This is a genomic window from Bradyrhizobium sp. USDA 4510, assembly GCF_054059095.1.
This window is the reverse complement of record NZ_JBSSBT010000001.1, coordinates 7,096,066-7,110,499: the sequence shown is the minus strand read 5'-3', so window position 1 is coordinate 7,110,499 and position 14,434 is coordinate 7,096,066. Positions and strand designations below refer to the sequence as shown.

11 protein-coding genes, 1 pseudogene and 1 riboswitch are annotated in these 14,434 nt (G+C 65.9%); of the genes and pseudogenes, 10 read left to right on the top strand and 2 right to left on the bottom strand.

Annotation, left to right across the window (positions count from 1 at the left end; genetic code table 11):
• The 3 genes from ACVMDN_RS33200 to ACVMDN_RS33190 all read left to right on the top strand — a co-directional run bounded on the left by ACVMDN_RS33200 (nucleotide 1) and on the right by ACVMDN_RS33190 (nucleotide 5,237).
• Entirely contained in the window at nucleotides 1-930 is a 930-nt protein-coding gene (locus tag ACVMDN_RS33200) for a CobW family GTP-binding protein (protein WP_141340056.1), read from the top strand.
• 227 nt (nucleotides 931-1,157) lie between these two features.
• Nucleotides 1,158-1,353: riboswitch (cobalamin riboswitch) on the top strand.
• Between the two features lie 108 nt (nucleotides 1,354-1,461).
• Nucleotides 1,462-3,735 (top strand): TonB-dependent receptor, encoded by a 2,274-nt coding sequence (locus ACVMDN_RS33195; RefSeq protein ID WP_076827370.1) that lies wholly within the window; start codon nucleotides 1,462-1,464, stop codon nucleotides 3,733-3,735.
• A gap of 2 nt (nucleotides 3,736-3,737) precedes the next feature.
• The gene (locus ACVMDN_RS33190) at nucleotides 3,738-5,237 is read left to right on the top strand and encodes a cytochrome b family protein (RefSeq protein WP_076827372.1); all 1,500 of its coding nucleotides are present in this window, start codon (nucleotides 3,738-3,740) and stop codon (nucleotides 5,235-5,237) included.
• A 7-nt stretch (nucleotides 5,238-5,244) separates the two neighbouring features.
• Here ACVMDN_RS33190 and ACVMDN_RS33185 read toward each other — a convergent pair whose 3' ends face one another.
• Both ACVMDN_RS33185 and gspD read right to left on the bottom strand, forming a co-directional pair.
• Nucleotides 5,245-5,718 (bottom strand): tetratricopeptide repeat protein, encoded by a 474-nt coding sequence (locus ACVMDN_RS33185; protein ID WP_076827489.1) that lies wholly within the window; start codon nucleotides 5,716-5,718, stop codon nucleotides 5,245-5,247.
• 76 nt (nucleotides 5,719-5,794) lie between these two features.
• Nucleotides 5,795-8,182, bottom strand: coding sequence for a type II secretion system secretin GspD (gspD, locus tag ACVMDN_RS33180; protein WP_194295345.1), 2,388 nt, complete (start codon nucleotides 8,180-8,182; stop codon nucleotides 5,795-5,797).
• Nucleotides 8,183-8,518: 336 nt separating this feature from the next.
• Here gspD and ACVMDN_RS33175 point away from each other — a divergent pair.
• From ACVMDN_RS33175 to ACVMDN_RS33145, 7 genes and pseudogenes are all read left to right on the top strand, one after another.
• A pseudogene (locus tag ACVMDN_RS33175) lies at nucleotides 8,519-10,196 on the top strand (GspE/PulE family protein).
• Between the two features lie 4 nt (nucleotides 10,197-10,200).
• Nucleotides 10,201-11,412, top strand: coding sequence for a type II secretion system F family protein (locus ACVMDN_RS33170; protein ID WP_076827376.1), 1,212 nt, complete (start codon nucleotides 10,201-10,203; stop codon nucleotides 11,410-11,412).
• Between the two features lie 17 nt (nucleotides 11,413-11,429).
• The gene (gspG, locus tag ACVMDN_RS33165) at nucleotides 11,430-11,948 is read left to right on the top strand and encodes a type II secretion system major pseudopilin GspG (protein ID WP_141340059.1); all 519 of its coding nucleotides are present in this window, start codon (nucleotides 11,430-11,432) and stop codon (nucleotides 11,946-11,948) included.
• A gap of 15 nt (nucleotides 11,949-11,963) precedes the next feature.
• A complete protein-coding gene (locus ACVMDN_RS33160; RefSeq protein ID WP_076827491.1) occupies nucleotides 11,964-12,428 on the top strand; it encodes a type II secretion system protein in 465 nt (154 codons plus the stop codon).
• Complete coding sequence (locus ACVMDN_RS33155; protein WP_244558790.1) at nucleotides 12,394-12,813, top strand: prepilin-type N-terminal cleavage/methylation domain-containing protein; 420 nt, start codon at nucleotides 12,394-12,396, stop codon at nucleotides 12,811-12,813. Before ACVMDN_RS33160 ends, ACVMDN_RS33155 begins: the two co-directional genes overlap by 35 nt.
• Nucleotides 12,810-13,517: a PulJ/GspJ family protein gene (locus tag ACVMDN_RS33150; protein WP_076827380.1), complete on the top strand. Its 708-nt coding sequence runs from the start codon at nucleotides 12,810-12,812 to the stop codon at nucleotides 13,515-13,517. The genes ACVMDN_RS33155 and ACVMDN_RS33150 overlap by 4 nt, the downstream gene beginning before the upstream one ends.
• Nucleotides 13,517-14,431 (top strand): type II secretion system minor pseudopilin, encoded by a 915-nt coding sequence (locus ACVMDN_RS33145; RefSeq protein ID WP_076827382.1) that lies wholly within the window; start codon nucleotides 13,517-13,519, stop codon nucleotides 14,429-14,431. Before ACVMDN_RS33150 ends, ACVMDN_RS33145 begins: the two co-directional genes overlap by 1 nt.
• Nucleotides 14,432-14,434 lie beyond the last annotated feature (3 nt).

Here is a 14,434-nt window from a genome sequence, read left to right as displayed (position 1 = left end):
GTGCCGGTCCCGATCCTGCTGGTCGCGGGCTTCCTCGGGGCGGGCAAGACCACGGTCGTCAACCATCTGCTGGCGCATGCGCAAGGGCGGCGCATCGCCGCCGTGGTCAACGATTTCGGTGCGATCAATATCGACGCCGAGCTGATCGCCGGCGCCAGCGACGGCGTGGTCAGCCTGAGCAATGGCTGCATCTGCTGCACGCTGGAGGGCGACCTGCTGCGCACGCTCGCCACGTTGCTGCGGCGTGATCCGCGTCCCGAATTCATCGTGATCGAGACCAGCGGGATCGCCGATCCCGCCGACATCGTGCGCAACCTGATGGATCCCGTGATCTGGAAGGAGGCGCCGCTGGAGACCGTGCTGTGCGTGGTCGACGCGACGCAGCCTGCGGCGATGCTGAACGATGCGCTGCTGCGCTCGCAGCTCCGGGCGGCGGATGTGGTGGCGCTGAGCAAGGTCGATCTGACTGACGCCGCTGCGTGCGCCGCGATCCGCGACGCCGTGCGCGCGGTGCGTCCGGCGGCCGTGGTGGTCGATGCCTTGCATGGCGAGGTGCCGGCCGCGCTGCTGTTCCCAGCGGACCTCGATCATGTGTCGGCGCCGCGCGAGACCGCGCCGCGACGGCCGTCGTCCGATCGCTTCGACACGCTGAGCTGGACCTCGGAGCGGCCCGTCGTGCTGCCGCGCTTGCAGCAGGCGATCGGCAGACTGGCGCCGAAGCTGGCGCGGGCGAAGGGATTGTTCGAGACGGTGGAGCAGCCCGGGCGGCTGACCGTGCTTCAACTCGCCGGCGGCCGCGCGACCTTGGCTGCGGGCGGCGTCCCGTCGCCCGGCGTGCCGCGCACGCGCATCGTGTTCATCGCCGAGATGGGTGCGCTGTCACGCGCGGAGATTGATGAGGTGATGCAGGGATGCGTCGAGGCTCAGTGACGCGAACCTACGTTTCCCGTCATCCTGAGGAGCCGCGAAGCGGCGTCTCGAAGGATGAATCGGCCGCCAGCCGGGCCGTGCATCCTTCGAGACGCGCGTGCCGCGCTCCTCAGGATGACGGGTTGCTTTTCGGCGTCAGCCCTCGACGTCGCTGTGTCATCGCCGCAGCATCACCCGCAAAGCAGGTCTGCGACAATCGCATCGAATTGACAGCTCTGCAGCCAGCACCTATCGTTTTTGCCGACGGTTCCCTTCGGGGATCAAAAGGGAATGCGGTGCGAGGGTAACCCCAATGCCGCAGCTGTCCCCGCAACTGTAAACGGCGAGCCTTTCGTCAATTTGCCACTGGGCCATCAGGCCCGGGAAGGCGTCGACAGGCGATGACCCGTGAGCCAGGAGACCTGCCGTCAGTCGTGGTCACACGCGAGCACATCGGGCGGGGGCGTCCTGGTGGGATCGGAGCACTGCCTTTTTTGGCAATGCGCCAGTCCACGTTCGCGGTGACGTGCCACGTTACCGCGAGTCCTTTTCATGTCTCCGTCCTCTCCCGTTGCGCGCAAATGGCGCCTCGGTCTTCTCTGCTCCCTGTCATCATTGTTGTTGCCGGCCGAAGGCTCGGCACAAACGCCGCCACCAACCAGGCTCGATCCGATTGAGGTCGCGCCTTCCGCTGCGCCAAAGCCGAAGCCTGCGGCGCGCAGCCGTGACATGACCGCTGCGGCGCGGCCACGGCCGAGGCCTGCAACAGCCGGCAACGCCCCGCGCGTCGCGGCGTCGGGCGTACCGGGATCGGCATCGCCGACGCTCAATGCCACCACGCAGGGCGGCACCGGCAGTCGTCTCAACCTGACGCCGCTGCAGACGCCGGCCAGCGTCGAGATCATCACGGCGCAGACCATCGCTGAACGCGGCCAGCATAATGTGCTCGATGCCGTCACCCAGGACGCGGCCGGGTTCGTCGCAACGCCGGCGCCAGGCAATGGCGGCCTGTCGTTCAGCACCCGCGGCTTTGCCGGCAGCAACTCGGTGATGACGCTGTATGACGGCACGCGCTTCTATATCGGCTCCGGCACGCTGACGTTCCCCTATGACACCTGGTCGACGCAGCGCATCGAAGTGCTGCGCGGCCCGGCCTCGGTGCTGTACGGCGAAGGCGCGATCGGCGGCGTCATCAACGTGATTCCGAAGAAGCCGCAGAGCACGCCCTATAACGAGGCCGAGGTTTCGCTCGACAGCAACATGACGCGGCGGCTCTCGGTGGACAGCACCGGTCCGATCAATCCCAATGTGTCGTACCGCATCAACGCCACCGGCAACATGTCGGACAGCTGGGTCGATCGCGACAAGACCTCGAACGCGGTGGTCTCCGCTGCCGTGCGGGTGCAGGCGTCGGACAATCTCGCCTTCACGCTCTCGGAAGATTACGGCGATCGCAGCCCGTCGCGCTATTTCGGCACGCCGCTGATCAACGGCGCGATCCAGGACGCGCTGCGCTTCAAGAACTACAATGCAGCGGACAGCGCGATCCGCTATCAGGACAGCTGGACCCGGTTCAAGACCGAGTGGGACGTCGCCGACGGCATCAAGGTCAACAACACGCTGTATTACCTGACCAGCGAGCGGCACTGGCGCGACATCGAGAACTACACCTGGAATCCGAAGACCCAGCTGATCGATCGCACGAGCTATATCGAGATATTCCACGACCAGAAGCAGCTCGGCAACCGGATGGATACGACCTTCAGCGGCCACGTGTTCGGCCTTGCGAACCAGGTCGTCGCCGGGTTCGACGTCAACCGGATCGACTTCACCCATACCAACAACTCGCCCTATGGCGGCGCGTCGTCGGTCAATCCTTATGTGTTCGATCCCGGATCGTTCTTCGCCACGACGACGGCGACCACGCCGGGCTTCAACGCGATCGTCAATCAATACGCGCTGTTCGCCGAGGATCGGCTCTCGCTGACCGATCAGTTGTCGCTGGTGACCGGGGTCAGGTATGATCGCCCCGAAGTGGACCGCACCGACTACAAGACGCCGGCAAACAGTTTTGAGACGACGCTATCGGGCACTAGCTGGCGCGCGGGCCTCGTTTACGAGCCGATCAAGAACCTCGCGTTCTATGGCCAGTACGCGGTCGGCGTCGATCCGGTCAGCAATCTGATCTCACTGTCGACCACGCAGAAGACATTCCAGCTTGCGACCGGCAAGCAGACCGAGATCGGGGTCAAGCAATCGTTCTGGGGCGGCCGCGGCGAGTGGACGCTGGCTGCCTACGAGATCGTCAAGACCGGGCTCACGATTCCCGATCCCGGCAATCCCACCGGCGGCCTGGCATTGCAGATCGGCCAGCAATCATCCCGCGGGGTCGAAGGATCGATCGGGCTCGCACTGAGCGACGGCTGGCGCGTCGACGCCAATCTTGCGCTGTTGCGCGCCAGATACGACAACAACAGCCAGGTGGTCGGCGGCAAGATCGTCAGCTTCAACGGCAATGTCCCGGTCAACGTGCCGCAGCAGGTCTCGAACGTCTGGCTGACCTGGGACTTCGCGCCCAACTGGTCGGCCTATGGCGGCGTGCAGATCGTCGGTGCGATGTACTCCGATCTTGCCAACACCCAGCTGCGTCCGGGCTACAACGTGGTCAATGGCGGCGTCAGGTGGAAGCCGGACGACCGCACCACGGTCGCGTTCCGCCTCTACAATCTGTTCGACAAGGCTTACGCGGTGACCTCGAACGGTACCGGGCAGTGGCTGCTCGGCATGCCGCGCACCGCCGAATTGTCCGTCAACGTGAAGTTCTGACCATGCGCAACGCTCTGATCCGGCGCGGGCGGCGGTGGCTCTATATCGTCCATCGCTGGATCGGCATTGCGACGTGTCTCCTGTTCGCGATGTGGTTCATCTCCGGCCTCGTCATGATGTACGTGGCCTTTCCGCGCCTTACCGACAGCGAGCGCCTCGCCGCGCTTCCTGTCATTCCCTGGAGCAAGGTGCGGGTCACGCCTGATCGCGCGATGGCGATCGCAGGTGTCGAGCGTTATCCGCGTGACCTGCGGCTTTCGATGATGGACGACACGCCCGTCTATCGGGTGACCGGCTGGAAGGGAGGGACGATCACCATTTCGGCGACCGACGGCAGCGTGATTGACCGGATCACGCCGGACCAGGCGCTGGCCATTGCCGCTCATCATCCGCATGCCTTGCAGCCTCGCTTGATCGAAACGATTACGCGCGACCAATGGTCAGTCACGTCGCGCTTCGATCCGTTGCGGCCGCTCTATCTGATCGGCCTCGGTGACGCCGATGGCACCGAGCTCTATGTTTCCTCGCGCACCGGCGAGATCGCGCTCGACACCACACGTTGCGAGCGGATCTGGAATTGGCTCGGCTCGATCCCGCACTGGATCTATCCGACCGTGTTGCGCAAGGACGGTTCGCTGTGGCGCGACGTGGTGTTGTGGATCTCCGGCATCTGCCTCGTCGTCGCGGTCACCGGCTTCTGGATCGGCGTCCTCCGCCTGCGGCTGATGCGCCGCTACGCTGATGGCGCCATCTCGCCCTATCGCGGCTGGATGGCCTGGCATCACATCGCCGGCCTGATCGGCGGCATCTGCGTCTTGACCTGGATGTTTAGCGGCTGGCTGTCGCTCAATCCCGGCGGCGCGTTCTCCGGCCGCGGCGTCACCCGCGAGATCGCGATCGGCTATAGCGGCCATGACACGGCCGACATCGTCGCTGGCTTCCAGTCGTCGCCATCGATGCCTGCGGTGGAGGCCCGCTTCGTCTGGATCGGCGGACACCGGTTAATGTTGCTCGACGACGGCAACGGCGGCCGCAGCATCGCCGATCCTGTGACCGGTGCGCGGATGACCCTCTCGCGCGACGAGGTCATCGCTGCCGCCCGACACGCAATGCCCGGCGCTGCGATGACATCAGCGCGGCAGCTCGATGAACCCGACGCCTATTGGTACACGCTGCACCAGGCGCGCGAGCTTCCGGTATTGCGGATCGGGTTCGACGATCCCGCCCGCACCTGGCTGCACATCTCCCCCGTCACCGGCGAGATCCTCGAGCGCAGCGACGACAGCCGCCGGTCCTACCGCTGGCTGTTCAACGCGCTGCACAGCCTCGATGTCCCGCTGCTGCTGCGCATCTGGCCGGCGCACGACGTCGTGGTGTGGCTGCTATCGGCGGCTGGTGCGATTATCTCGATCAGCGGGATCGTGATCGGCTGGCGCCGGTTGCGGCGGCGGAAGGTACGAGGCAGGCGCGTGTCGGCGAGCCTCGTGCGCACACCTCCGTAAGGCGCGATTACTTGACGGTCAGGTGCACGTCCGGCGCCGGCCGATCGGGGGCCCATTCCAGTGCGAACCGCTGTCCGGCAATGATCTCATAGGTCGAAAGCTTGGATGCGACCGCATCGCGGAACCGGAGATAGACATCGCGCTGCCGCCCGTTCGAGCGGGCCGCAGCCAGATTGAGCCATTTGTAGGCCAGCACGAAATCCGTCGGAACGCCGTGACCCTTGTCGTACATCAGGCCGAGTTGGGCCTGCGCGAACGGGTCGCCCTGCACGGCGCCGCGATAGTAGCAGTCGGCGGCGGCTGCGTAGGCCTGCGGCACGCCGAAGCCGTGCTCGTACAAGAAGCCGAGCATGCCGAGGGCGCGCGGATTGCCGCGCTCGGCGGCCGGCGCGAGCTCCCGGGCCGCCCGGACATAGTCGCCGCGATGGAAGGCAGTCGATCCGCGCGCGACGCTGTCGGCGCTCGCGACAGAGGCGGTCATCGCCCAAAGTGCGATCGCAAGCGAAGCCGAGAGGCCCGTCCGTTGTGCGAGAACGCGGCGCATCCTGCTGCCCGGCTCAGTGATAGCTGGTGGTGATCGGCGCATTGGTCGATGTCGTGGCGATGCTGCCGCGCAATTTCGATCGAAGCTCCTCGGCCACAGTCTGGGCGTCGGAGCCGTTGCGGATGATCTGCGGGCGGATGAAGATGATCAGCTCGGTACGCTGGGTGCCGTTGCTCTGATGTCCGAAGGCGTCACCGAGGCCCGGAATCTGGTCGAGCACCGGAAGCGCGTTGCGGGCGCCGCTCTGCTGTTCGCTGATCAGGCCGGCCAGCAGCACGGTCTGACCGTTGGCCACCGAGATCTGGCTCTTGACCCGTCGCTCCGAAACGGTCGGCGTCAGGTTGACCGTGCTGCCGCTGCTTTGGGGAACGTTGCTGATCTCCTGCTCGACATCGAGCCGCACGGTGCCGTTCACGCTGACGCGTGGCGAGACCTTCAGGATGATGCCGGTGTTGCGATAGTCGATGGTGTTGACCACCGTGTTGCTCGTGGTCAGCACCGTCGCGCTGCCGGTCGAGACCGGGACGACGTCGCCGACCTGCAGGGTCGCGACCTGGTTGTTGATCACCACCAGCGAGGGATTGGACAGCACCTTGACGCTGGTGACGGCGTGCAGCGCATCCAGGATCAGGCTCGGCTGCGTTGCATTTCCGATCAGGAAGTTGAAGCCCGGGAAGCTCTGGTTGATGAAGGCATTGGTGAGCGACCCCGCGACCGAGACCGCGCCGGTGGTCGCGTCGGTGGTGGTCGCGGGAGCGGAAGTGGCCTGGGTGCCGAGGATCGAGCCGGTGTTCGGCTTCAGGCCGAGGTTCTGGCTGGTGAGATAGGTCTGCACGCCATAGGACAAGGTGTTGTTGAGCGTGACCTCGGCGATCGTCGCGTCGATCGCGACCTGGAGCTGCGGCTCGTCGATCTGCAGCAGGGTCGACTCGATAATGCGGTAGTTGGCCTGGTCGGCATAGATCAGGAGATTGTTGTTCACGACATCGGGCGTGATGCGGACGTCCTGCATGACGGGCTGCCCGTTGCCGCCGCCGGCACCGCGTCCGGCATCCAGCGCGGCATTGTTGCCCTGGCCCGGATTGTTGGGATTGTTCGCTTGCCCGCCGGCGCCGAATCCCTGGCCAAGGCCCTGGCCTGTTGCGCCTGTCCCCGACGTGCCGCGGGATGCGAAGCCGCTCATGCCTGAATTTGCGCCGTTGTTGTTGTTGAGCGACAGACGGTCGGCGACGCTCGAGGTCGACGAGGTGCCGGAGCCGGGCGCGAGCTGGCTGTCGGCACTGTCGAGCAGGTTGCCGGACGATCCGCCAAGGAACATGTCGGTCAGGACCCGCGCGATTTGGCGCGCATCGCCGTATTTGACGCGGTAGACATGGACCGAGGTCCGCGCCGTGTCGTTGCGGTCGAGGCGCTTGATCCAGGTCGCGGCCGTGTGCAGCATGTCGGGCTTCTTGGTCACCACCAAAATCGCGTTCAGGCGCGCGATCGGCATGAACTTGATGACATTCTGGCTGAGGCCGTTCTCGCCGGAATCGACGATCTTCTCCAGCTCGGCAATGACAGGCGCGGGCGAGCCGCTCGAGATCGGGAAGATGCCGACGGATTGGCCGCGCATCCAGTCGACGTCGAAACTGAGCACGGTATCGACCGCGGTGCGGCGCTCGGCGCCGGTGCCCTGGATCAGCAGCAGGTTGCGTGTCGTGTCGGCGCGGATCGCGCCCGCCCTGGTGGCGAAGCTGTCGGTCAGCTTCATGAGGGTCTGCGCCGACACATATTGCAGGGGGACCACCGAGATGCCGAATCCGGGTTCGGGATTGGCCGCCGCGGCATCGACGCGGCCGCCGCCGACGGCGTCGCCGAGCGGCGTCAGGCGATAGCCTGCCGTATCCTTGAGCAGCACAACGCCGCTCAGGCGGAGTGCGTTTTCAAGCACGAACACCATGTCGGACTTCGGCACCGGGCGGACCGAGACCAGGCTGACCGTGCCCTGCACCCGCGGGTCGATGGTGTAGCCGACATGCAGGATGTCGCCGAGCACCACCTTGGCGACGGTCGCCACCGGCGTGCTCTCGAAATTCAGATCGAAGCCATTGCCGTTCGACGCCGGCTGAGGCCGCGCGTCCGCGACCGCCGTCACTTCGCTTCCGTCATACATCGCTGCGCGGACGCTGCCGCTCTGGCTGCCGCCCGTCGCCGCCAGTGCGTTCGCCGGTTGCGGCTGGCGCTGCGCCAGGTCCAGCGAGCGCACCTTGTCGGTGACGTCGAGTTGGGATGCGTCCACGCTCTCGCCGACCGTCGCAGAATTGCAGGACGCCAACAGCCCCAATGACGTCAAGGCAAAAATGGCTGCGAGGCCGCCACGGATCGTCGGGCAGCGGCCCACTGTGCCTACGCGTTGCATGAAGGCCCTTCGCTTTGACTAACTGAAATTTCGATTGCTTGCGACGATCGGTCCTGCCCCGGAGCGACTCTTAGCGATCGAACATGACAGAAATAAATTGGTTACATGATTGTCGTTCGCGACCTGCCCATCGCATCGCACCTAAACTGTGCAGCCGGCGCGCTGCTTGTGTCCGCGATGCCACCCTCAAAGTTTCTTGAGCGCGACGAATGATGTGACTTCGCACAGCTGTCACACTTCGGATCGATAACCGCACAATTGCCGGGAGCCGAACGCGACGGCACGCAGCGGCACTTGGCACGAACTGATCCGGGATAGTGTGGCGGGATATCGAGAATGGCCAACGACCTGTCCGTTCGGTTCGTGGATTATCTGCGTCAGAACAATCACCTGGCGCCGAGCGATGGAACGGCCGAGCGGACCGGGCAGGGCGCCGACGCAAGGCAATCGAAGCTGTGGGAGGTCACCAGCCTCTCGCCGACCGACTTCGCCGACGAAGCCGCGCGCTTCTTTGCGCTTGGCCGGTTGACGCTCCAGGAGATGACGTCGGCCGAGCCGCTGGTCGGGGCGTTCTCGCCGCGCTTCCTGCGCGAGACCATGGTCTATCCGTGCCGGGCGGTCGACGGGACCACGGTGCTCGCCGTCGTCGACCCGACCGATCAGGCGACGCTGCGCGCGGCACAGATCGTGCTTGGCGCTGATATCAATGTGAAAGTGGCATCGTCGGAAGACGTCGCCATCGCGCTGAACAACTCTTCCAGCACTGAAGAGGCCGAGGCCGCCGATAGCGCGGCGGCGCTGCCCCGCGAAGACGACATCGAGAGCCTGCGCGATCTCGCCAGCGGCGCGCCGGTGGTGCGCGCGGTCAACGATCTGATCGAAAAGGCGGTCGAGCTTCGCGCCAGCGACATCCATATCGAGCCGTTCTCCGGCGGGCTGATGGTGCGCTTACGGATCGATGGTCTGCTCCGGCCGGTCGCCGCGCTGTCGGGCGTGCTGCCCCAGGCGGTGGTCTCCCGCATCAAGATCATCGCCAACCTCAATATCGCCGAGCGCCGCCTGCCGCAGGACGGCGCGGCGCGGCTGCGGGCCGGTCGCACCGACATCGATATCCGCGTCGCGATCATGCCGACGCAGCACGGCGAATCCTGTGTCATCCGCATCCTGCCCAAGGATCGCGGCTTGCTGGTGGTCGAAAAGCTCGGATTCTCCGAGCCTGACGAAGCCAAGCTGCGGCGGCTCTTGAAGCTGCCGCACGGCATGGTCGTGATCACGGGGCCGACCGGCAGCGGCAAGACCACGACGCTGGCGACGATCCTGTCGATCCTCAATGAGCCGAGCCGCAAGATCCTGACCATCGAGGATCCGGTCGAATACGAGCTTCCCGGCGTCAACCAGTCCCAGATCAAGCCCGCGATCGGCGCTGACCTTCGCCACCGCCCTGCGGTCCTTCGTTCGCCAGGACCCTGACGTGATCATGGTCGGTGAAGTCAGAGATTCCGAGACCGCGCATGTCGCGGTGCATGCGGCGCTGACCGGGCATCTGGTGCTGACGACGCTGCACACCGAGACCGCGGCTGCCGCGGTGCCGCGTCTGCTCGACCTCGGGGTCGAAGGCTATCTGTTGCGTTCGGTGCTGCGCGGCGTGATCGCGCAGCGTCTGGTCCGGCAACTCTGCGAGCGCTGCAAGACGGCGCGGCCGCTTGCAACAGCCGATTTCGCCGAGGACCCCCGGCTCGCCGCGCTCGGCTTCAAGGCCGACGAGATCATTCACGAGCCATGCGGCTGCGAGCGCTGCGGCGGGACCGGCTATCGCGGCCGCCTCGGCGTGTTCGAACTGCTCGAACTGTCCAATGAACTGCGCGAACTGATCGGGGAGCGAACCGACGGGCTGAAGATCGATATGATGGCGATCCGCTCGGGCATGACCACGATGCTCGACGATGGGGTCGCCAAATGCCGCGCCGGATTGACCTCGCCCGCCGAGATCCTCCGCGTCGCAACGGTGCGGTGACGCCGTGCCGAATTATCGCTATCGCGCTCTGACCCAGGCCGGCGAGATCGTGAACGGCACGATCTCCGCCCCGACGGCGGCCGAGGTGGCGCGGCGGATCGAATATCTCAAGCTGCTGCCGATCGAAACCACCGAGGACAAGCGCGCATCCGGCGGCACCGGTGGCCGCAGCCTGTTCGGCCGGCCGAGCGCGGCCGAGGTCACTACGTTCACGCGTGATCTCGCACTGCTGCTCAAGGCCGGTGCGCGTCTCGACGATGCCTTGGAGCTGCTGTCGGGCGACGCGGACGTGGGCCGGATGCGTCCGGTGGTGGCGAAAATTCGCGCCGCCCTGCTCACCGGCGAGAGCTTTGCCGACGCGGTCGCCGATCATCCAACCCTGTTCCAGCCGGTGTACATCGCCCTGGTCCGGGTGGGAGAAATCTCCGGCACGCTCGATTCTGTGCTGGAGATGCTGGGTACCGAGCGCGCGCGTTCCGAGCAGATGCGGCGCAAGCTGACCGACGCCATGCAATATCCGGCCTTCGTGCTGGTCGCGGCGTCCGGTGTGATGCTGTTCTTCCTGCTGTTCGTGTTGCCGCAATTCTCGACCGTGCTCGGCGATTTCGGCGGCAAGTCGGACACGGCGCTCGCCAGCTTCATTGCGGTATCGGATTTCCTGCGCGCCAATGCCACCGCGGCAAGCCTGATCAGCGCGGCGACCATTGCGCTCGCATGGTGGCTGCTGCGGCAGGCGCGCGTGCGCGCCGCGTTGGTCAATGGAATTTCGCGGGTGCCGGGCATCAGCAGCGCTTTCCAGTTCTATCGGGCCAGCCTGTTCTGCCGCAATCTCGGCGTCCTGCTCGGCAGCGGCGTCAACCTCACCGCCGCGTTGCGCATCCTGGTCGACATCATGTCAGTGACCGGAAACGAGGCGAACTGGACCGCCGCCGCCGACCGCGTCCGCCATGGCGGCAAATTGTCGGAAGCACTCGCCGTGGCGGACAGTCTGCCGCCGATGGCGGTCCGCATGCTGCGGCTCGGTGAAGAGACCGGGCAGCTGCCGGTGCTGGCCGGGCGGGTCGCGGAATTCTACGAAGCAAAATTGCAGCGCAGCCTGGACCGGGTCGTCGGCATCGTCGGTCCGCTGGCGATCATCACGATCAGCACCGTCGTCGGCGGACTGATCGTGTCGGTCATGACGGCGCTGCTCTCGGTCACGCAGCTAGTCGGTTAGAGCAGGGGTCATCGGCCATGATATCGCGCAACACCATCATAGAGGCATTCGCCACGCGAGTGGAACGCGCTCGCGCGCCGTCGCAAAGCCAGAGGCGTTCGGGGCAGGAGGGCTTCACGCTGGTCGAGATGCTGGTGGTGATCGCGATCATCGGCCTGATCATGGGGCTGATCGGCCCGCGCGTGCTCAACTATCTCAGCGAATCCAAGGTCAAGACCGCGCGCATTCAGTTGCAGAGCTTCTCCAGCGCGCTCGACCTGTTCTATCTCGACGCCGGGCGCTTCCCGTCCACGGCTGAGGGGCTTGCCGCGCTGGTGCGGCGCACGCCGGGGGTCGCGGCCTGGAACGGCCCGTATCTGAAGGGCGGCAACGTGCCAAACGATCCCTGGAACCACCCCTATCTCTATCGCTCGCCCGGCGAGCACGGACCCTATGACATCGTCTCCTACGGCTCCGATGGTCAGGAGGGCGGCAGCGGCACCTCGGCCGATATCTCGCTCGAGAAGACCACCGCCGCCAACAACAACGACCAATAAGGATGCATGGCAAGCATGAATGACGCGACGCAGCGCGGTTTCACCCTGCTCGAGATGGTGTGCGTGCTTGCCATCATCGCGCTGCTGGCGGCCGTGCTGCTTCCGTTCATTCCGCACCAGACCTCGCGATCGCGCCTGCAGGCCTATGCGTTGCAGACCGCGACGCTGCTGAAGGCGGATCGGAATGCCGCCATCGAGCGCAGCACCAGCGTTGCGACGCTGGTCGATGCGCCGAGCCGGGTGATCCACTCCGGTGCGTCGCGCATGATGGTGCGGATCCCCGAAGACGTGCGGCTCGATGCCGTTCTGCCGCAGGGCTGTCAGCGCCGCGCCGCGCTGTCGACGATCCGCTTCTTCGCCAATGGCGGTTCCTGCGGCGGCTCCATCGCGCTGACGCGGCTCGATGCTGGATATGAGGTCCGCGTCAACTGGCTTACCGGAAGGGTTGAAATCGTTGCTCGCGACGTCGCCGCCAACTAACCGCGCTGATGCGGGGTTCACCATCATCGAGGTGCTGGTGGCGCTGGCGCTGGTGGCTGTCTCGATCGTTGCGATCGGCGCCGTCATGGGCGTCAAGACGCGCGGCGTGCGGGCGCTGGAGCAGCACGTGGCGCTGATGCAGGCGGTGCGCACCTTGATGACGGTCGGCATCCCGCCCCGCGCGGAATTGCAGTCGGGCACCTCGACGGGGCAGGCGGAAGGCTACCGCTGGACGATTGATGTCAGTCCGCTCGGCGGTGACTGGAAGGTGCCCAAGGGCAATGTGCCCTGGGCTCCGGAGCTGGTACGGATTCGCGTCAAATCTCCGGGCGGTGCGCTGTCCGACATTCGCACCGTGCGCCTGATGCCGAGGTCGTCGGAATGACCCGGGCATGGGCAGACCAGCGAACGGGCGAGCGCGGCTTCACGCTGATCGAGACCATCGTCGCGCTGGCGCTGATGGGGCTGTTGCTGTCGGCGCTCGCCAGCATCACGGCGCAGTGGCTGCCGAGCTGGAACAGGGGCCTCGACCGGATCCAGCGCAGCGAATTGATCGGGATCGCGCTGGAGCGGATCGGCGCCGATCTTGCGGCCGCGGAGTTCGTTGCCGCCAACCGCGACAGCCACAAGCCGCTGTTCGACGGATCGGAGTTGTCCGTGATGTTTGTGCGCACGTCGGTGGGGCCGAATGCCGGGGCGGGGCTCGACGTGGTGCGCCTTGGCGAGACGAGCGATCGCGGCGAGTTCGTCACGGTTCGCACGCAGACGCGGTTCACGCCGCTGGCTGAAGGGGTGTCGCTGTCGGAACAGGTCCATCTCGCCAGCCCGGTGGTGCTGCTGCGCGCGCCCTATCGGCTGTCGTTCGCCTATGCCGGTGCTGACCGGGCCTGGAAGAGCGCGTGGAAGGACTCGGACAGACTGCCGGCGATGATCCGGCTGACCGTGCGCGACGCGGCGAGCCAGCGCGTCCTGTCGGTTTCGACCATCGCGCCGGTCCATGTCCAGATTCCGAGCGACTGCACCAAGCCGGACGGCAATTGCGGCGACAAGCAGAGTTCCGGCAGTGCCACCGATCAGGGGAAGACGTGATGGGCGCGTCCGGCAAGATCGGCCGATCGCCGGCCAATCGCGGTTTCGTCATCGTTGCGGTGCTCTGGATCCTGCTGGCGCTGTCGTCGCTGGCGATCATCTTCTCGGCCTATCTGGCCGCGTCGGCGCGCGCGCTGGCGGCCAGCGATCTGTCGTTGCAGACCGAGGCGCTGGTGTCGGCCGGGGTTGAGCTCACCGCCTATCAGCTGACGCTGACGGACGAGAAGACGAGGCCGCAGCAGGGGACGTTTCATTTCGGTCTCGACGATGCCAGCGTCGATGTCACCTTCACGTCGGAGGCCGGCCGCCTTGATCTGAATTATGCATCGAAGGAGATGCTGATCGGCCTGTTCGTCGTGCTCGGCGCCGGCAAGGACGCCGCCGCCGAATATGCCGACCGGATCGTCGGCTGGCGAACCCGGCCCGCGCCGGGCAGCGAGAATGTGGAGGCGGCACGCTACAACGCGCTTGGCTATTCGCCGCGGCAGGGGCTGTTCACCCATGTCAACGAGCTGGCGCTGGTCGCCGGCATCCCCGAAGCGTTTGTCGATCGCGTGTTGCCGTTCGTGACGGTGTTCAACGGCGGTCCGGATGTTGATCCGACCATCGCCGCGCCGGAAGTCGCTCTCGCCGTCGATAAGACGTCGGGGAAGGACCAGGACGGCTTCGCGGCGCGCCCGGCTTCGCCGAACGGCATAGCTGCCGGAACGCAGGCCCCAAGCCAGCAAAGTGCGGCATCGACGGCGCAGAGCCCGTGCTATCGGATCGCAATCTCGATCCGCTTCCGCAACGGTCACCGCACCACATCCGAGGCGGTGATCGCACTCGGCGACAAGGTCGAGCCCTATCGGGTGTTGTCCTGGCAAAACGACGTCGAGCCGCGAAACCCGGTTCTGCTGCGCAAGAGAGGATGATGG

What these genes read in the sequence shown, in the direction of transcription:
- ACVMDN_RS33195 (WP_076827370.1), top strand. Translation starts at nt 1,462, where the DNA reads ATGTCTCCGTCCTCTCCCGTTGCGCGCAAATGGCGCCTCGGTCTTCTC.
- ACVMDN_RS33190 (WP_076827372.1), top strand. Translation starts at nt 3,738, where the DNA reads ATGCGCAACGCTCTGATCCGGCGCGGGCGGCGGTGGCTCTATATCGTC.
- ACVMDN_RS33185 (WP_076827489.1), bottom strand. Translation starts at nt 5,718, where the DNA reads ATGACCGCCTCTGTCGCGAGCGCCGACAGCGTCGCGCGCGGATCGACT.
- gspD (WP_194295345.1), bottom strand. Translation starts at nt 8,182, where the DNA reads ATGCAACGCGTAGGCACAGTGGGCCGCTGCCCGACGATCCGTGGCGGC.
- gspG (WP_141340059.1), top strand. Translation starts at nt 11,430, where the DNA reads ATGATATCGCGCAACACCATCATAGAGGCATTCGCCACGCGAGTGGAA.
- ACVMDN_RS33160 (WP_076827491.1), top strand. Translation starts at nt 11,964, where the DNA reads ATGAATGACGCGACGCAGCGCGGTTTCACCCTGCTCGAGATGGTGTGC.
- ACVMDN_RS33150 (WP_076827380.1), top strand. Translation starts at nt 12,810, where the DNA reads ATGACCCGGGCATGGGCAGACCAGCGAACGGGCGAGCGCGGCTTCACG.
- ACVMDN_RS33145 (WP_076827382.1), top strand. Translation starts at nt 13,517, where the DNA reads ATGGGCGCGTCCGGCAAGATCGGCCGATCGCCGGCCAATCGCGGTTTC.